At 65.6% G+C, this 18,437-nt stretch carries 13 protein-coding genes and 2 pseudogenes; 13 read left to right on the plus strand and 2 right to left on the minus strand.

The window, feature by feature from the left end; genetic code table 11:
- Positions 1-32: 32 nt before the first annotated feature.
- Positions 33-563 carry a DUF2884 family protein gene (locus XBLMG947_RS04680; protein ID WP_065466611.1) on the plus strand — a complete coding sequence of 177 codons (531 nt, stop codon included), beginning with the start codon at positions 33-35 and terminating at the stop codon, positions 561-563.
- Positions 564-909: 346 nt separating this feature from the next.
- The gene (locus XBLMG947_RS04685; protein ID WP_065466612.1) at positions 910-1,332 is read left to right on the plus strand and encodes a hypothetical protein; all 423 of its coding nucleotides are present in this window, start codon (positions 910-912) and stop codon (positions 1,330-1,332) included.
- Positions 1,333-1,455: 123 nt separating this feature from the next.
- On the opposite strand, the gene XBLMG947_RS04690 is transcribed toward XBLMG947_RS04685, so the two are convergent.
- Positions 1,456-2,859 carry a class II fumarate hydratase gene (locus XBLMG947_RS04690; protein WP_065466613.1) on the minus strand — a complete coding sequence of 468 codons (1,404 nt, stop codon included), beginning with the start codon at positions 2,857-2,859 and terminating at the stop codon, positions 1,456-1,458.
- 108 nt (positions 2,860-2,967) lie between these two features.
- On the opposite strand from XBLMG947_RS04690, the pseudogene XBLMG947_RS21100 reads away from it, so the two are divergent.
- Positions 2,968-3,186: pseudogene (locus tag XBLMG947_RS21100) on the plus strand (transporter associated domain-containing protein); the annotation flags it as partial.
- Between the two features lie 30 nt (positions 3,187-3,216).
- Here the strand turns inward: XBLMG947_RS21100 and XBLMG947_RS04695 are convergent.
- Complete coding sequence (locus XBLMG947_RS04695; protein WP_065466614.1) at positions 3,217-4,167, minus strand: CAP domain-containing protein; 951 nt, start codon at positions 4,165-4,167, stop codon at positions 3,217-3,219.
- A 196-nt stretch (positions 4,168-4,363) separates the two neighbouring features.
- On the opposite strand from XBLMG947_RS04695, the gene purB reads away from it, so the two are divergent.
- The 10 genes and pseudogenes from purB to XBLMG947_RS04745 all read left to right on the plus strand — a co-directional run bounded on the left by purB (position 4,364) and on the right by XBLMG947_RS04745 (position 18,411).
- On the plus strand, positions 4,364-5,731 hold the full coding sequence (gene purB / locus XBLMG947_RS04700) for an adenylosuccinate lyase (RefSeq protein WP_065466615.1): 1,368 nt from the start codon (positions 4,364-4,366) through the stop codon (positions 5,729-5,731).
- Between the two features lie 241 nt (positions 5,732-5,972).
- Positions 5,973-6,474 (plus strand): annotated as a pseudogene (locus tag XBLMG947_RS23480) (DUF3060 domain-containing protein).
- Positions 6,475-6,711: 237 nt separating this feature from the next.
- Positions 6,712-8,199, plus strand: coding sequence for a ribosomal protein uL16 3-hydroxylase (locus XBLMG947_RS04710; RefSeq protein WP_065466616.1), 1,488 nt, complete (start codon positions 6,712-6,714; stop codon positions 8,197-8,199).
- Positions 8,196-9,119, plus strand: a complete 924-nt coding sequence (locus tag XBLMG947_RS04715; RefSeq protein WP_065466617.1) for a GNAT family N-acetyltransferase — start codon at positions 8,196-8,198, stop codon at positions 9,117-9,119. Before XBLMG947_RS04710 ends, XBLMG947_RS04715 begins: the two co-directional genes overlap by 4 nt.
- Before the next feature lie 180 nt (positions 9,120-9,299).
- On the plus strand, positions 9,300-12,128 hold the full coding sequence (locus XBLMG947_RS04720) for a 2-oxoglutarate dehydrogenase E1 component (RefSeq protein ID WP_065466618.1): 2,829 nt from the start codon (positions 9,300-9,302) through the stop codon (positions 12,126-12,128).
- 42 nt (positions 12,129-12,170) lie between these two features.
- Positions 12,171-13,376 carry a dihydrolipoyllysine-residue succinyltransferase gene (sucB, locus tag XBLMG947_RS04725; RefSeq protein WP_065466619.1) on the plus strand — a complete coding sequence of 402 codons (1,206 nt, stop codon included), beginning with the start codon at positions 12,171-12,173 and terminating at the stop codon, positions 13,374-13,376.
- A 184-nt stretch (positions 13,377-13,560) separates the two neighbouring features.
- Positions 13,561-14,997, plus strand: a complete 1,437-nt coding sequence (lpdA, locus tag XBLMG947_RS04730; protein WP_065466620.1) for a dihydrolipoyl dehydrogenase — start codon at positions 13,561-13,563, stop codon at positions 14,995-14,997.
- A 220-nt stretch (positions 14,998-15,217) separates the two neighbouring features.
- On the plus strand, positions 15,218-15,811 hold the full coding sequence (locus XBLMG947_RS04735; protein WP_065466621.1) for an LOG family protein: 594 nt from the start codon (positions 15,218-15,220) through the stop codon (positions 15,809-15,811).
- A 231-nt stretch (positions 15,812-16,042) separates the two neighbouring features.
- A complete protein-coding gene (locus XBLMG947_RS04740) occupies positions 16,043-16,645 on the plus strand; it encodes an IMPACT family protein (RefSeq protein ID WP_065466622.1) in 603 nt (200 codons plus the stop codon).
- Complete coding sequence (locus XBLMG947_RS04745; protein ID WP_065466623.1) at positions 16,642-18,411, plus strand: ABC transporter transmembrane domain-containing protein; 1,770 nt, start codon at positions 16,642-16,644, stop codon at positions 18,409-18,411. Before XBLMG947_RS04740 ends, XBLMG947_RS04745 begins: the two co-directional genes overlap by 4 nt.
- Positions 18,412-18,437 lie beyond the last annotated feature (26 nt).

Consider the following 18,437-nt stretch of genomic DNA (forward strand, 5'->3'; position numbering starts at 1 on the left):
ACGACTTCTTTCAGGACACGGGGGAATTGCTGATGAAATTGCTTGTTTCGGCGGTAGTGATGAGCGTGTTGCTGGTGGGCTGCGGCAAGTCCGAACCCACTGCCCAGGTCTCCGGCCAGGCCAACGGTGCCGGCGTGATCTTGAACGGGAAGAGTTTGACGCTCAAGCGCGATGGCCTGCCCGCAGCCAGCATCGGTGTGGATGGGGTGCTCAGCATCGATGGCAAGCCGGTGGACTTGAACGAGGCGCAGCGCAAGGCAATGCGCGATTACTACGCACAGGTGCAAGGCCTGGCCAAAAAGGGCATCGATATCGGCAGCGAAGGTGCGGCGTTTGGCGCACATGCGGCGGGCGAAGCGATCAAGGGCGTGCTCAGCGGGAATCCCGCTCAGATCGGCGACAAGATCGAAGCCCAGGCGGATACCTTCAAAACCAGCGCGATGCAGATCTGCCATCAGTTGGCCAACTTGCGCACCGCACAGGATGCAGCGGCGCAACTGGTACCGGCGTTTGCACCGTATTCGAGCCTGACGCAACACGACATCGACGATTGCCGCACATAGAGCGGCTGACGACAGGACTGCGCTCGCCGCCAGGCGGGCACGGCCGGCACTTGTGGCGGCATCTAACGCGCATACACTGCGTTTCCTGTCGGCCGTCTACGCCCAGCTGAAGGCCGCGGGCGGCGCTTGATGGCGCTCCAGACACCGCCACCAGGTGGCTGCGCATGGCCAGGCCTGCGTAGCTGCTGTTCGATCATCGAGAAGGCGCCGCGACACGACGCTGCGTGCACGGGGACCAAACGGTCGATGCCCTGCGACATGTTGGGCAGGCGTTGGGCGGCCACTTGGCCGATCCGCGGACCGGAGCCGGATTACACTAGTGCGCTCTCCTCAGTGCATCGACCCCATGAACAAGTTCGTGATGCTCTGCATGGCGCTTCTGCTGTGCACGCTCGCCGCCTGCGGCGACCAATCGTCCCGCCGTGCCGAACGCGGCAAGCCGCGCGTTGCGATCACCACGCAATCGGTGATGATCCGTCGCCCGCCGGCTGCCAACGCCGAAATCACCCCCGACGGCACGCTCAAGATCGACGACATCGCGCTGCCGCAAAAAGAACCGACACGCGCCAAGTTGCAACTGCTGTTCGGCCACCTGCAAATGTTGCGTCAGCAGGCGGTCAACGAAGCTGGTCCGGATCCGGAGTACAAATCGATCAAGTTGACCGCCACACCGCAGATCCAGACGCTCAGTGGCGAATTACTGGATGAAATTCCCTCGCTGCAGCCGTATCGCGAGAGTTTCAGCAACGTACAGGCCGAGCGGCACTGACGCTCAAGCAGCGTCGCCAAGCGACGACAAAAGCAGCGAGAACCCGGTAGGAGCGCTGGCGCGCGATGAGGATCGATCGCACCTCATCGCGTACCGGGGCGCTGATGCATGCATCCGTCGCGATCAGCCGCCGCTACCACCGCCGGCCTGGATGCCGCCACGCGTCAACGCGGCCGGGTCGAGCAATCGCCGCAGTTCCGCTTCGCTGAGCCCGCTGTCTTCCTTGGCCACATCGAGAACCGGCCGCTGCTCCTTGTAGGCACGCTTGGCGATGGCCGCCGCCTTTTCGTACCCGATGATCGGATTCAGCGCCGTCACCAGAATGGGATTGCGGTCCAGCGCCTCGCGCACGCGCTCCTGACGCACCTTCAGCCCGGCAATCGCCGTGTCGGCCAGCAGACGCGAGACGTTGCCCAACAAGGTGATCGAATCCAGCAGGTTGTAGGCGATCAATGGCAGCGTCACGTTCAATTGAAAGTTACCGGTCTGCCCGGCCACGGTGATCGCGGTGTGGTGGCCGATGACTTGCGCGCACGCCATCACGGTGGCTTCGGGAATCACCGGATTGACCTTGCCCGGCATGATCGAACTGCCCGGCTGCAGCGCCGGCAATTCGATTTCGCCCAGACCCGCCAAGGGGCCGGCATTCATCCAGCGCAAATCGTTTGCGATCTTGATCAGCGCCACCGCCAGCGCGTTGAGCTGGCCGGACAATTCCACCGCATCGTCCTGTGCGGCGAGCCCTTCGAACTTGTTTTCCGCGCTTTCGAACTTGGCGCCGCTCAGGCTGGACAAGGCCTTGGCCACCTTGTCGCCGAAACGCGGATCGGCGTTGATGCCGGTCCCGATCGCGGTGCCGCCCAGCGGCAACCGCCGCAAGCGCTTGAGCGCATCGTCGATACGCGCCTGCGCCGAACTCAGCTGCGCCGACCATGCACCGAACTCCTGACCGAACGTCAGCGGCATCGCATCCATCAAGTGCGTACGACCGGTCTTGACGACCTTGTCCAGCGATTTCGCGCGCTTGTCGATGGTCTTGCGCAGATGCTTGAGCGCCGGTTGCAGGTGTTCCTGCACGGCGAGCAATGCCGAGACGCGAATGGCCGTCGGCACGACGTCGTTTGAGCTCTGGCCGAGGTTGACGTGGTCGTTGGGATGCACCGCGTCCTTGCCGGCGCGCGTGGCCAATGTGGCGATCACCTCATTGGCATTCATGTTGGACGAGGTGCCCGAACCGGTCTGGTACACATCGATGGGAAACTGCGCATCGAAGCTGCCATCGGCCACCTGCAGCGCAGCCGCCTGTACCGTCTTGCCAATCGACTTCGGCAGCAATCCAAGCTCGGCGTTGACGCCGGCGGCGGCCGCCTTGATCAAGCCCAGCGCGCGAATGAAACCACGCGGCATCGGCTGCCCGGACACCGGGAAATTCTGCACTGCACGTTGGGTCTGCGCGCCCCACAACGCATCGGCGGGCACCTGCAGTTCGCCCATGCTGTCGTGTTCGGTCCTGAAACGTTCGCTCATCTGCACTCTCCGCACTGATTGGGTTGTGGTGATGGATGGCTGGCAGCGGGCGTGCCCACGCTGGCGAGGCTCTCTACGATACTCGCTCGCTGCGTTGCGAGGATGTCGCTGGTGGCCGGCAGCACCTCGATCTTCCGCCTGGAACGCCTGCTCGGCCAGGACCTGAGCGCCCCGGATCACGTCAATTCGGTCGGCGGGTTGATGGTGTACCGGTTGCAGCGGCTACCCGAGGAAGGCGAGACCCCGGAGCTGGACGGCCACGTGCTGACCGTACGGCGCATGGCCGGCCACCGCATCCAGACCATCACGGTGCGACCGGTGGGCGACGTCGGCACCGGGGCCGGCGACGCCGTCGATTCATTCAGCGGACACGCGAGACGCTTCGCCGATGCGAAACCAGTAGCGGTAGTCGCGCGACTGCCCGCCGAACCGCACCGTGCGGATGGTCACGTCGTAGATCACACCCGGCTGCAAGCGCGGCACCCGGAACTGCAGGCTGTTGGGCACCCCGAAACCCTCGTTGTCGTGGCTCAGGTTGCGCACCTGCAATTGGCGTCCACCGCGCTCGCTGATCTGCACCTGCACATCGGCGTAGTCGACATCGCGATTGGCGAACTTGCGGTTGCGGTCCGGCAATGCGGTGAACGACAACAGCGCATCGTCGGCGTAGTAGCGACGCGGATACTCGCCGATCGGCCAGGCGATGAAATCGTCGCGCGTCCGCGCGGCGACGCCGAGTGCCGGAACGATGCGCAGCGCGGCACCGCTACTGAACGCGGAGCCGTCGCGGCCGGCCACCATGCCGAAGCCGACGCGTCGCAGAAACGGATCCAGCAGCCAGCGGCGGTGTCCCAGTCCGCCAGCGCTGACATTGTTGGCATCGGTCAGCCACTCGATCACGATCTGTTCGACGCTGGAAAACCGCAGTAGCGGCGAGCTGACCCCGCCATAGATCAGGCTACGGCGCGCGCCCTTTGCCGCCGTGGCGGAATAGCAGCGCCAGTCCGGCGTCGGCGTATGGCTGAGGCGGCCGTTGGCGGCAATGACCAAGGCCGCCTGGGTGGCTTCGGGCTCGGCCGCCGGGTCGTCGTCGACCGCGTCGAGACCGTGCAAGCGACGGATGTCGTTGATCAGCGCCAGCACGCGTTGTCGCTGCGCCGGCTGCAGCTCTCCGGCACGGCAAGCAGTGATCGCGGGCACGGTGCGATACAACGCCGCCGCCTGCGCCGCGAAGTCGGCATCCCGCGCAGCGGCGGGCAGCGCGGCGGGCAGAATCGCGATGGCGAGGCGAGCGAAGATCGGACGCATGGCAGACCGGACAGCGCGGAGAGCTTTACCATAAAGTGTACGTCGCGCTGTGTCGGGCTCCGCTGCTGCACAGGTCGCCCGCCGTTCAGGCCGCGCTGGCGTGGGCTCGGCGGCCCGCTTTGCAGCGCACTGGGCCTGACCGCAGCGCCGGCGGCGTAGAATGCTGGCCCCACCGTCGCCGCTGCCTCTCTTGCCCATGTCGGACTCTACCCTGCTCGCCCTGTCCCCGCTCGATGGCCGCTACGCCTCCAAGGTGGATGCGCTGCGCCCGATCTTCTCCGAATACGGCCTGATCAAGGCGCGGGTCAAGGTCGAAATCGAATGGCTGCTGGCCCTTGCGGCCGAGCCGGGCATCGCCGAGCTGGCGCCGTTCTCGGCCCCTGCCACGCAGCGCCTGCGCGCGCTGGCCGATGGCTTCAACGTCACGCATGCCGCCCGCGTCAAGGAGATCGAGCGCACCACCAACCACGACGTCAAGGCGGTGGAGTACTTCATCAAGGAGCAGCTCACCGACGACGCCGAGCTGGGCCCGGCACTGGAATTCGTGCATTTCGCCTGCACCAGCGAGGACATCAACAACCTCAGCTACGGCCTGATGCTGGAGCAGGCACGCCGCGAGGTGCTGCTGCCCAGTCTGGACGGCATCACCGCTGCGCTGCGCTCGCTCGCCCACGCCCAGGCCGGCCAGCCGATGCTGTCGCGCACCCACGGCCAGACCGCCTCGCCCACCACGCTGGGCAAGGAAATCGCCAACGTGGTCGCGCGTCTGGAGCGCCAGCGCAAGCAGATCGCGGCGGTCGAGCTCACCGGCAAGATCAACGGCGCGGTCGGCAACTACAACGCGCATCTGGTGTCGTATCCGGACCTGGACTGGGCGGCGTTCGCACAGCGTTTCGTCGAGAGCCTGGGCCTGGTGTTCAACCCGTACACCACGCAGATCGAGCCGCACGACAATGTGGCCGAAATCGGCGATGCCAGCCGCCGCGCCAATACCATCCTGATCGATCTGGCGCGCGATATCTGGGGTTACATCTCGCTGGGCTATTTCAAGCAGAAGCTCAAAGAGGGCGAAGTCGGCTCCTCGACCATGCCGCACAAGGTCAACCCGATCGACTTCGAAAATGCCGAAGGCAATTTCGGCATCGCCAACGCGCTGTTCGAACATTTTTCCGCCAAGTTGCCGATCAGTCGATGGCAGCGCGACCTCACCGATTCCACCGTGCTGCGCGCACTCGGTACTGCCTTCGGCCACACCCAGGTGGCGCTGGATTCGCTGGCCAAGGGCCTGGGCAAACTCACCGTCAACCCCGAGCGTCTGGATGCGGACCTAGATGCGGCCTGGGAAGTGCTGGCCGAAGCCGTGCAGACGGTGATGCGCCGTCACGGCTTGCCCAATCCGTATGAACAACTCAAGGCGCTGACCCGCGGCCAGGGCATCACCGCCGCCTCGATGCAAGCCTTCGTCGAAAGTCTGCAATTGCCGGACGAAGACAAGCAGCGCCTGCGTGCGCTCACCCCGGGCGCCTATACCGGCCTGGCCGAACAGCTGGCGCGCGCGATCTGAACTGACCGCCCCGCCCTTTGTGCGCGGGGGCCGGGTCACGTCATTGACGATCATCGGCGAGGGTTCTTCGGCATCACTGCATGCAGATGAAGCACCTCCGAGTTCGGTGATACCTACGCCACGACACGCGCCGCACGCACGCACGACATATCGAGACCGGCCTGGACAGCGGACGATGGCCTGCACATGGTGACCGAACCGGACTGCTATCGTGCCGGCCTCACTCATCAGGAGATCGGCGATGCGGGTCACTCACACAGCACTGTCCCTGTTGACGCTGGCAAGCGTCGTTGCGCTGAGCGCATGCGGTGGCGACGGACCTGCCGCGCAGGCGCTGTCGGCGGTGTCGCCCACGTTGACCGATCCGGCCAGCGGCGCAGACTGCGTCGGCAAGGACGTCCGGCTGACCCGCAACGACAGCGAGTGGATCCTGCACGGCGAATGCGGCGCGGTCACCATCACTGCCTCACGTGGCGCAATGTAATGTTGACGCCGCGCGCAGCATTCGGGTGGAGGGAAGCAACTTCACGGTACTCAACAAGCAACTTGGTCAGCTCAGCGTGACCGGTCACGACAACACGCTCAATCTGACCAATGTCGATCGCGTGAACATCCAGGGCAACAAGAATCTTGTGCTGGCACGCGAAGTGAAACAGGTGCGGTTTTCAGGCAACGACAACACCGTCAACCCATCCAGCAAACCCACACTGGACGACCGCGGCAGCGGTAACCAAGTGATGTGATGCGTGCCGGCGCGTTACGCGCGCGCGGCGATCGGCCATGCGCGGCACGCAGCACCCCGCCGCTCGCACAGCCATCAGACCACTAAGCCATCGGACACGCTGACCAGCACTGCGGCGGCGAACGAGGCACCGGCGCGCCGCGCAGGTGCATATCCGGCTCGGCCAGTCGACAATAGGCCATCTGCGCGCCGATGCCGCGCCCCCCCACTCTTTTTTACACCGTGTAAGGACCCCCAAATGGCCGTACGTAAAGCGACCCCACTTGCCATCGAAGTCCAGGCCCGTCCGGGACAGCCGCTGGGCATGCCGGTCGAGCGTTTCCTGCGTCATTACTGGCACAAGCACCCGCTGCTGATCCGCAACGCGTTCGCGGATTTCGCCTCGCCATTGCAGCCGGAAGACCTGGCTGGCCTGGCCTGCGAAGACGGCGTGCTGGCGCGCCTGATCCGCCACGACCGCGCCACCGACGGCTGGGATGTGCGCACGGGTCCATTCCAGGAAACCGATTTCCCCGGCCTGCCCGACCACGACTGGACCCTGCTGGTGCAGGACGTGGACAAATGGGACGCGGACGTGCGCGCCGTGCTGGAGCACTTCCGCTTCCTGCCGCGCTGGCGCATCGACGACATCATGATCAGCTTCGCCGCCACCGGCGGCTCGGTGGGCGCACATGTCGACCATTACGACGTGTTCCTGCTGCAGGGCCAGGGCCACCGCCGCTGGCAGATCGACGCACGCACCGTCCAGGGCCGCAAAGCCACCCCGCTGGCGTTCCGCGACGATGTCGAGCTGAAGCTGCTGCGCGAGTTCAAGCCCACCCACGACTGGGTGCTGGGTCCGGGCGACATGCTGTATCTGCCGCCGTTGATTCCCCACCACGGTGTGGCCGAAGACGCCTGCCTGACCTTCTCCATCGGCACCCGCGCCCCGTCGTCGGCGGAGCTGATCGGCGATTACCTGGACACCTTGATCGCCGATGCCGACGAGAGCGTGCGCTACCACGATGAAGACCTCAAGGTCCCGGCCGACCCGTACGAGATCGACGTCACCGCAATGAACCGCGTGGTCGCCGCACTCAATGCGCTGCGCATGAACGACCCCGATCGCCTGGGCGACTGGTTCGGCCGTTTCATGACCACCTATCGCGCCTCCGGCGACGTGGTGCCGGCCCCGGAACCGATTCCGCGCGAAGCGGTGGAGCAGGCCTTGGAAGAAGGCGTGCTGCTGCATCGTCACCCCTGGTCGCGGCTGGCCTGGCGGCGTGCCAAGCGCGGCGCCACGCTGTTCTGCAGCGGCCTGGAGTTTGCGCTGTCGGCCAAGGATGCGTCCCGTCTGGCCGCGGCCGAAGAGATCGACGGCGCACTGTATGCGCAGTTGTCGCCGCGCGGGCGTGAGGTGGTGCTGGAGCTGCTGGCACGGGGCCACTACCAGCGCGCCCACGAAGACGCCGACGGAGACATCGCCGACGATGACCACGCGCATGCATTGAGCGTATCTTCCTACCACGACGACGAAGACGCCGACGACGATGTGCCGGAAGCGCACGAGGACATCGCTGCCGACGTGGATGTCGAACAGGTCGCCGACGACGCCGACAACCCGGCAGAGGCGCTGGATGCCGATGTCGAACGCGGGGATGACGCCCAGGCCGAGCAGGACGACGAGCGCGACATCGCCGACGACGCCGAATCCGACGACAGCGAAGACACCACCAAACCTGCATGACCCCACACGCCAGCCCGCAGATCGTCACGCTGCACCCGGCCGCCGACGCCGCGGCGCTGCGTGCGCTGCGGCTAGCCTGCGCCACCGCTGGCGAGACCAGCGGTGGCGAATGGGATGCACTGGATCCGCTTAGCCTGCATCTGGCCGCGCGCATCGAAGGCCAGCTGATCGCCTCGGTGCGGCTCACCGCCGACCGCCGTCTCGACCGGCTCGGCGTTCTACCCGACTGGCGCCGCCGCGGATTGGCGGATCAATTGCTCGCTGCCGCCGTCGGCACGGCCCGGCAGCACGGCTGGCCCAGCCTGCACGCGAGCCCCAGCCCCAACGCGGAGGCGCTCTTCGCACGCCAGGGCTTCCTGCCCGACACCACCCCACTCCCCTTCCCCGAGCGCGTCGGCCAGACACACGCTGCGCCCGGCATCGTCGTGCACCGTCGCCTCGACGGCCCGATGGCAGTGGAGACCCTCACCGCAGCGCTGGCCGCCACCACTGGTCTGCTCTACGCCGCGCGCCGCCAGGTGCTGATCTACACCCGCGCCCTGGACCCGCCCCTGTTCGACAACGCCGTGGTGCTCGATGCGCTGCGCCGTTTCGCCACCGCCCGCCACGACAAGCGCGTGCATGTCTTGGTACAGGACCCCGCCAGCGCCAACGCGGGGAACAGTGCAATGCTGCGGCTGGCACAACGCCTGCCCAGCGTGTTCCGGTTCCGCGCAATCAGCGACCCGGTCGATGCAAGTTTTGCATCGGTCTATGTTGTCGGCGACGACGCCTACTACTTTCGTTCAACAGGTCATCGCTTCGATGATGGCGAAACCTGGTTGTCCGGTGCAGCGCGCAGCCGCCAGTTAGAGCGCGAATTCGCGCAGATATGGGAGCGCAGCGCGCTTTGGAACGAGCCACGCGCGCTCGGCATCTGACGCCGCAGCGCCCCTCCCACGTAGGCGTGCGCGCAATTGGTCTACCCCGCCGGTCAGCTCGCAGACGCCCCCTCACAAGCACAAGGGGGTATAATTTTTCGAGATTTGAGACCGACCGATAGGGCATCTCGCCCTGCCGCTTCCGCACAATCATCCCCACAGCAGACCCGACTTACCATCGTGGATAATCTCCTAAAGCAGTTCGCGCAGTCATCGCAACTCGCCGGCGGCAACGCCGCCTATATCGAGGATCTGTACGAGCAGTACCTCGTCGCCCCGGACAGTGTCGATCCGAAGTGGAAGAACTACTTCGATGGTTTCGAAGGTCGCAGTGCCGGTGATGTTCCGCACTCGGCAGCTATCGCCCACATTCTCTCCGCCTCCAAGCAGGCCGCCAATGCCGGAATTGGCGCAGGTGCCAGCGACGAGCGCGAGCGCAATGTCGGCCGCCTGATCACTGCCTACCGCGCCCGCGGTCACCTCGGCGCGCAGCTCGATCCGCTGGGCCTGACCCCGCCGGTCAACCCGCCCGATCTGGACCTGCCGTTCCACAGCCTGTCGCAGGCTGACATGGACAGCGAGTTCAGCACCGGCGGCGTCGGCGGCCAGCCGCGGATGAAGCTGAAGGATCTGCTGACGCGCCTGAAGGCGACCTACGCCAGCACCATCGGCGCAGAGTTCATGCACATCCAGGAATTCGACCAGCGCCAGTGGATCTACAAGCGCCTGGAAGATGCCGGCGGCAAGATCGCCGGCGATGCGGCCAGCCGCAAGCGCACCCTGGAGCGGCTCACCGCCGCCGAAGGCCTGGAGCGCTACCTGCACACCAAATACGTCGGCCAGAAGCGCTTCTCGCTGGAAGGCGGCGATTCGCTGATTCCGATGATGGACGAGATCATTCGCCAATCCGGCAACGATCAGGTCAAGGACATCGTGATCGGCATGGCCCACCGCGGCCGCCTCAACGTGCTGGTCAATACGCTGGGCAAGAACCCGCGCAAGCTGTTCGACGAATTCGAAGGCAAGTTCGAGCATGCCCACGACGACCGCGCGCATACCGGCGACGTCAAGTACCACATGGGTTTCTCGGCCGATATCGCGGTCGGCACCGACAAGCAGGTGCATCTCGCGCTGGCGTTCAACCCCTCGCACCTGGAAATCGTTGACCCGGTCGTGGTCGGCAGCGTGCGCTCGCGCCAGGAACGCTTCGGCGATGCCGAACGCAAGACCGTGCTGCCGATCCTGATCCACGGCGATGCCGCATTCGCCGGCCAAGGCGTGGTGATGGAGCTGTTCCAGATGTCGCAGGCGCGCGGTTTCGCGGTCGGCGGCACCGTGCACATCGTCATCAACAACCAGATCGGCTTCACCACCAGCACCCGCGACGACGCCCGCTCCACGCTGTATTGCACCGACGTGGCCAAGATGATCGGCGCGCCGGTTTTCCACGTGAACGGCGACGACCCGGACGCGGTGATGTTCGTGTCCAAGCTGGCCTACGAATTCCGCCAGCAGTTCAAGAAGGACGTGGTCATCGACCTGGTCTGCTACCGCCGTTGGGGCCATAACGAGGCCGACGAACCGGCAGCGACACAGCCGGTGATGTACCAGACCATCCGCAAGCACAAGACCACCCGCGAGCTGTACGCCGCCAGGCTGGAAAGCGACGGCGTGCTGAGCGCCGACGAGGCCAAGGCGCTGGTGGACGGCTATCGCAACAAGCTCGATTCGGGCGAATACACCACCGAACTTGCCAAGCGCAAGCCGGACGAATTCGCCATCGAGTGGTCCAAGTATCTGGTCGGCACCGCCGCCGATCCGGTCGATACGCGCGTCCAGCGCGCGCAGCTGGACCGTCTGGCCAAGCTGATCACCACCATCCCCGAAGGCGTCGAGCTGCACGCCCGCGTGGCGAAGATCTACGAAGATCGCGTCAAGATGGCCGCCGGCGATCAGCTCGGCGACTGGGGCTTTGCCGAAAACCTGGCCTACGCTACGCTGCTGGCCGAAGGCCACAAGCTGCGTCTGGTCGGCCAGGACGCCGGTCGTGGCACGTTCTTCCACCGTCACGCGATCCTGCACGACCAGAAGACCGACAACTACTACCTGCCGCTGCGCCAGCTGGTGCAGAACCCGGAAGACGCCACCGTCATCGACTCGTTGCTGAGCGAAGAAGCGGTGATGGGCTTCGAATACGGCTACTCCACCACCGATCCGAACGCGCTGTGCGTGTGGGAAGCGCAGTTCGGCGACTTCGCCAACGGCGCGCAGGTGGTGATCGACCAGTTCATCGCCGCCGGCGAAGCCAAGTGGGGCCGCATCGCGGGTCTGTCGCTGTTCCTGCCGCACGGCTACGAAGGGCAAGGCCCGGAACACAGCTCCGCACGCCTTGAACGCTTCCTGCAGCTGTGCGCGCTGGAAAATATGTTGGTGTGCGTGCCGACCACGCCGGCGCAGTGCTTCCACATGATCCGCCGCCAGATGCGCATGACCACCCGCAAGCCGCTGGTGGTGATGACGCCCAAGTCGCTGCTGCGCCACAAGCTGGCGGTATCGAGCCTGGAAGACCTGGCCGACGGGCAATTCCAGCACCTGATCCCGGATGCCAAGGCCAACGCGGCCAAGGTCAAGCGCGTGGTGCTGTGCTCGGGCAAGGTCTATTACGACCTGCTCGAAGACCAGACCAAGCGCGGCCAGGACGATGTGGCCATCCTGCGCATCGAGCAGTTGTACCCGTTCCCGCGTGCGCAGCTGGCCGCCGAGCTCAAGGGCTACGCCAACGCCACCGACGTGGTGTGGTGCCAGGAAGAACCGCAGAACCAGGGTGCGTGGTACCAGATCCGCCATCACCTCAATTTCTGCCTGACCAGCGGTCAGAGCCTGCATTACGCCGGCCGTGCCCGTTCGCCCTCGCCGGCCGCCGGCCACATGGCCGACCACATCATCGAACAGCAGAAGCTGGTCGCCGATGCGCTACTCAATCCGTTCAACGACCAAGTCGCTGAATAACTCCTCTTCCCCAAAGAACGAAAACCCTAGGACGCTCCCCGAATGGCCACCGAAGTCAAAGTTCCGGTACTGCCCGAATCCGTTTCCGACGCCACCATCGCCAGCTGGCACAAGAAGGCCGGTGAAGCGGTCAAGCGCGACGAGAATCTGGTCGACCTGGAAACCGACAAGGTCGTATTGGAAGTTCCTTCGCCGGTCGACGGCGTGTTGAAGGAAATCAAGTTCGAAGCCGGCAGCACGGTGACCAGCAACCAGATCCTGGCGATCATCGAAGAAGGCGCCGTGGCTGCTGCCGCGCCGGCCGAAGAGAAGAAGGCAGCTGCACCGGCCGCAGCTCCTGCTGCCGCGCCGGCACCGGCTGCCGCCGCTGCGCCGGCCGCTGCCTCCAAGTCCGCTGCCGATGCGCTGCCCCCGGGTGCGCGGTTCTCCGCGATCACCCAGGGCGTGGACCCGGCGCAGGTCGAAGGCACTGGCCGCCGCGGTGCGGTGACCAAGGAAGACATCGTGAACTTCGCCAAGGCCGGCGGTGTGGGCAAGGCCTCCGGCGCCCGTCCGGAAGAGCGCGTGGCGATGACCCGCGTGCGCAAGACCATCGCCAAGCGCCTGATGGAGTCCAAGAACTCCACCGCGATGCTGACCACCTTCAACGAGGTGAATCTGGCCAAGGTGTCGGCTGCGCGCAAGGAACTGCAGGACGAGTTCCAGAAGGCACACGGCATCAAGCTCGGTTTCATGAGCTTTTTCGTCAAGGCAGCCGCCAACGCACTGCAGCGCTTCCCGCTGGTCAACGCTTCGATCGACGGCGACGACATCATCTATCACGGCTACAGCGATATCTCGATCGCGGTGTCGACCGAGAAGGGCCTGGTCACGCCGGTGCTGCGTAACGTCGAGCGCCAGTCGTTTGCCGAGGTCGAACAGGGCATCGCCGACTACGCCGCCAAGGCGCGCGCCGGCAAGTTGGGTCTGGACGATCTGCAGGGTGGTACGTTCACCATCACCAATGGCGGCACCTTCGGCTCGCTGCTGTCCACCCCGATCATCAACCCGCCGCAGAGCGCCATCCTGGGCATGCACGCGATCAAGGAACGTCCGATCGCCGAGAACGGCCAGGTCGTGATCGCCCCGATGATGTATCTGGCGCTGTCCTACGACCACCGCATCATCGACGGCAAGGATTCGGTGCAGTTCCTGGTCGACATCAAGAATCAGCTGGAAAACCCGGGCCGGATGTTGTTTGGTCTGTAAGCCTTGAAGCCCCTCTCCCATCGGGAGAGGGGTTAGGGTGAGGGCACGGGTGCACTTGCATCTCCGCGTGCCCGCCCCAACCCAGCAGCACAGTCGGCAGCGCCATCCCGCTCCGCCGCACCCTCATCCGGCGCTACGCGCCACCTTCTCCCGCAGGAGAAGGGAAAGGCAAAGGACTCTAGAAATGGCTGAAAACTACGACGTCGTCGTCATCGGTGCCGGTCCGGCCGGCTATCACGCGGCGATTCGCGCAGCCCAGCTGGGCATGAAGGTCGCCTGCATCGACGCGGCAATCGGCAAGGACGGCAAGCCCGCCCTGGGCGGTACCTGCCTGCGCGTGGGCTGCATTCCGTCCAAGGCGCTGCTGGATTCCTCGCGCCAGTTCTGGAACATGGGTCACCTGTTCGGCGACCACGGCATCAGCTTCAACGACGCCAAGATGGACGTGCCCACCATGATCGGCCGCAAGGACAAGATCGTGAAGCAGTTCACCGGCGGCATCGCGATGCTGTTCAAGGCCAACAAGATCACCCCGTACTACGGCTTCGGCCAGCTGCTGCCGGGCAACATCGTCAAGGTCGCCCAGCACGAAGGCGGCGAGATCGAGCTCAAGGGCACCAACGTGATCCTGGCGGCCGGTTCGGAATCGATCGAACTGCCGTTCGCCAAGTTCGAGGGCGACACCATCGTCGACAACGTCGGCGGCCTGGACTTCACCGCCGTGCCCAAGCGCATGGCCGTGATCGGTGCCGGCGTGATCGGCCTGGAGTTGGGCAGCGTGTGGAAGCGCTTGGGCGCCGAGGTCACCATCCTCGAAGCGTTGCCGGACTTCCTGGCGCTGGCCGATGCCGAAGTGGCCAAGACCGCGTTGAAGGAATTCAAGAAGCAGGGCCTGGACATCAAGCTGGGCGCCAAGGTCAGCAAGACCGAAATCACCGGCAGCGGCGACGCCAAGCAGGTGGTGCTCAGCTACACCGACGCTGCGGGCGAGCAGACCCTGACCGTGGACAAGCTGCTGGTGGCCGTGGGCCGCAAGGCCGCGACCAAGAACCTGCTGGGCGAGGGCACCGGCGTCAAGGTCACCGACCGCGGCCAGATCGAGGTCGATGGCCATTGCCATACCGGCGTCGACGGCGTGTGGGCGATCGGCGACTGCGTGCGCGGCCCGATGCTGGCGCACAAGGGCTTCGAGGAAGGCATCGCGGTGGCCGAACTGATCGCCGGCCTGCCGGGTCACGTCAACTTCGACACCATTCCCTGGGTCATCTACACCGAGCCGGAAATTGCCTGGGTCGGCAAGACCGAGCAGCAGTTGAAGGCCGAGGGCGTGGCCTACAAGGTCGGCAGCTTCCCGTTCGCGGCGATTGGCCGTGCGGTGGCCATGGGCGAGCCGGCCGGCTTCGTCAAGGTGATCGCCGATGCCGAAACCGACCGCGTGCTGGGCATGCACCTGGTCGGCGTGGGCGTCTCCGAGCTGGTGCACGAAGGTGTGCTGACGATGGAATTCAACGGCTCGGCCGACGACCTGGCACGCATCTGTCACGCGCATCCGACGCTGTCCGAAGCCATCCACGACGCCGCGATGGCGGTGAGCAAGCGGGCGATCCACAAGGCCAACTGAGGCCGGGATGAGCGGATTGGGGATTGGGGATTCGCAACAGCGGATTCAGGCCCCGGCCCGCACCCGGCGATGGCACAACGCCGGGTGAAAGCCCGGCGTTATGTTTTTAAGCCCTGCAAGAAACGCGGTACCCCTCAGCGCAGCCCTGCCGACATCGCATAGGCAACCCGCAGCCCGCTTGCGCTGTGACGAATCCCGACTCCCGACTCCCGAATCCCCGATGAAAAGCATCTGCGTCTACTGCGGCTCCAACGCCGGCAACAAACCCGCCTATGTCGAACGCGCCACCGCGCTGGGCCAGCGCATTGCTGCGCAGGGCCTGCGCTTGGTCTACGGTGGCGGCAATGTCGGCTTGATGGGCACGGTGGCCAATGCGGTGCTGGCGGCCGGCGGCGAAGTGACTGGCGTCATTCCGCAGCAGCTGGCCGACTGGGAAGTGGCGCATCGCGGGCTGACCAGCCTGGAAATCGTCGGCTCCATGCATGAGCGCAAGATGCGCATGTTCGAGCTGTCCGATGCGTTCGTCGCCCTGCCCGGCGGCTTCGGCACCATGGAAGAGATCTTCGAGATGCTGACCTGGCGCCAGCTCGGCATCGGCAACAAGCCGTGTGCGTTCCTGGATATCGAAAATTTCTACGCACCCTTGATCGGCATGATCGATCGCATGGTGGAAGAGCGTTTTCTGCATCCGGACCAACGTGCCGACCTTTGGTACGGCGACGATATCGAGCAGATGCTGGAATGGATGCAGCACTACACCCCGGCGCAGGCGTCGAAGTGGATCGACGAGAAGCGTCGCTCCACCCTGGTGTAACCGTTCGCCAACAAGCCCCCTCGAGTCGGCGGCGCTGTGTACGCGCGCGACAGGTTCCCTGCGCGCATCACCGCAGCCGCGTCGGCAAGCGCGGTGCCGGCCAGTAACACGGCATTCTGCAGCGACACCCTAGAAAGACCACAGCGCGGTCACACCACCACCGCATCCATCTGCCCGCTTGCAACGGCAGTCACGAGGGCCGTCGCAATCCGCACGACCGCCTCGCATAGAATGGCGGCGATGCTCGATACCCTCGCCGCTGATGCGCACTACAGCCTGGACATCAAGCACAGTCGCTTTCTGGCCCACGCTGCCGCACTGGACGCTCCCGCGCATGCGCTGGAGGTGGTGCAACGCGTGGCAGTGCCGGATGCGACGCACAACTGCTGGGCCTATCGGTTCGGGCAGGACTACCGTTCCAGCGACGACGGCGAGCCGAGCGGTACCGCCGGCCGGCCCATCCTTGCGGCCATCGACGGCCAGGGCGTCGACCGGGTGGTGGTCGTGGTCACGCGCTGGTACGGCGGCATCAAACTCGGTGCTGGCGGGCTGGTGCGTGCCTATGGCGGCACGGCGGCCGAGTGCCTGCGGCTGGCGACGCGGCAGCCGTTGATCGCGTTGTCGCTGGTGCAGGTGCAATGCCGGTTCGACGACCTGGGCCTGGTGCACGCAGCGCTGGCGGCCTTCCATGCCGACAAACTGGACGAACATTTCGACGCCAACGGTGCTGCGTTGCGCGTGCAACTGCCTGCAGATCAGCTCGCCGGCTTGAAAACCCGCCTGTGCGACGCCACTCGCAATCGTGTCCATCTCTCAACCCCGGAAGCCGCATGACCCAGCCAGCCGCTGCACGCCCCAACCCGTTGCGGAAGCTGGGTAGCCTGCGCACCTTGTGGCCATTCGTGCAACGCCAGCGCGGCCTGTTCGCCGCCTGGCTGATCGCGCTGGCGATCTCCGCGACCGCCACACTGAGCCTGCCGGCAGCGGTCAAGCGCATGATCGATCAAGGATTCTCCGGCGATTCACAGATCAGCCAGGCGTTCTCGCTGCTGTTCGCCGTGGCAGTGGTTCTGGCGTTGGCGACCGCCGCCCGCTTCTATTTCGTCGCTCTGCTGGGCGAAAAAGTGGTCGCCGACCTGCGTGGCCGGCTGTACGCGCACCTGATCGGTCTGGACGCCGGGTTTCATGACCGCAGCCGCAGCGGCGAACTGGTGTCACGCTTGTCGGCCGACAGCGAATTGCTGCGTGGGCTGATCGGCAGCACCATGTCGGTGGCCTTGCGTAGCGTGGCCACGGTGATCGGCAGCGTGGTCATGTTGTTCGTCACCAGCCCGCGTCTGGCAGGCTTCACTTTGATCGGCATCCCGCTGGCGGTGCTGCCGATCGTGCTGGGCGCACGCCGCCTGCAGAAGATTTCGCGTGCCAGCCAGGACCGCGTGGCCGACGCCAATACGCTGGCGGCCGAAACCCTGGGTGCGGTGCGCACCGTGCAGGCGCATGCGCGCGAGCGTTACGAAAGCCAACGTTTCAGTCGCGCACTGCTGACCGCCATCGAGACCGCAAAGGCGCGCATCCGCACCCAGGCCATCGTGACTGCGGTAGCGATCATGCTGATCTTCGGCGCGATCGTCGCGGTGTTGTGGCTGGGCGCGCACGATGTGGTGTCTGGCCGCATGACGCCCGGCACGCTGGGCCAATTCGTGTTGTACGCGATGATCGGCGGCGGTTCGGTCGGCGCGCTGGCCGAGGTCTGGAACGAGTTGCAGCGTGCCGCTGGCGGCATGGGCCGGGTGGGTGAATTGCTCGACGAACAACCGGCCATCGTGGCGCCGGCCACACCGCAGGCGTTACCGCAGCCGCTGCGCGGCGCGATCCACTTCGATCAGGTGGTGTTCCATTACCCGCAGCGTCCGAACGCGCCGGCGCTGGATGGCTTCGATCTGCATGTCAGCCCTGGCGAAACCGTGGCACTTGTCGGTCCGTCCGGGGCGGGCAAGAGCACGGTGCTGGCGATGCTGCTGCGCTTCCACGACCCGGTCAGCGGCAAGGTGCGCATCGACGATATCGACCTGCGCGACACCGACCCGGTCCTGTTGCGCGAACGCATCGCCCTAGTGCCGCAGCAACCCACGCTCTTTGCCGCGAGCGCCGCCGACAACATCCGCTACGGGCGCCTGCAAGCCAGCGATGCCGAGGTGGAAGCGGCAGCCGGAGCCGCCGAAGCCGATGTCTTCATCCGCGCCCTGCCCCAGGGCTACGCCAGCGAACTGGGCGAGCGCGGCACCCGTCTGTCCGGTGGCCAGCAGCAACGCGTGGCGATTGCGCGTGCGCTGCTCAAGGACGCGCCGATCCTGCTCCTGGACGAAGCCACCAGCGCGCTCGATGCGCAAAGCGAACGCGCCGTACAGCAGGCGCTGGACCGGCTGATGGAAGGCCGCACCACACTGGTCATCGCGCACCGCCTGGCCACCGTGCTCAAGGCCGACCGCATCGTGGTGATGGATGCCGGCCGCATCGTCGCGCAGGGTACCCACGCGCAGTTGATCGCCGAAGGCGGCCTGTATGCGGAGTTGGCGCGGCTGCAGTTCATCGACCAATGAAGCTCCTCGGGCACCGTGTTGCCAGC

Origin of the sequence: Xanthomonas bromi, from assembly GCF_900092025.1 — a bacterium.
GTDB classification, from domain to species: Bacteria; Pseudomonadota; Gammaproteobacteria; order Xanthomonadales; family Xanthomonadaceae; genus Xanthomonas; species Xanthomonas bromi.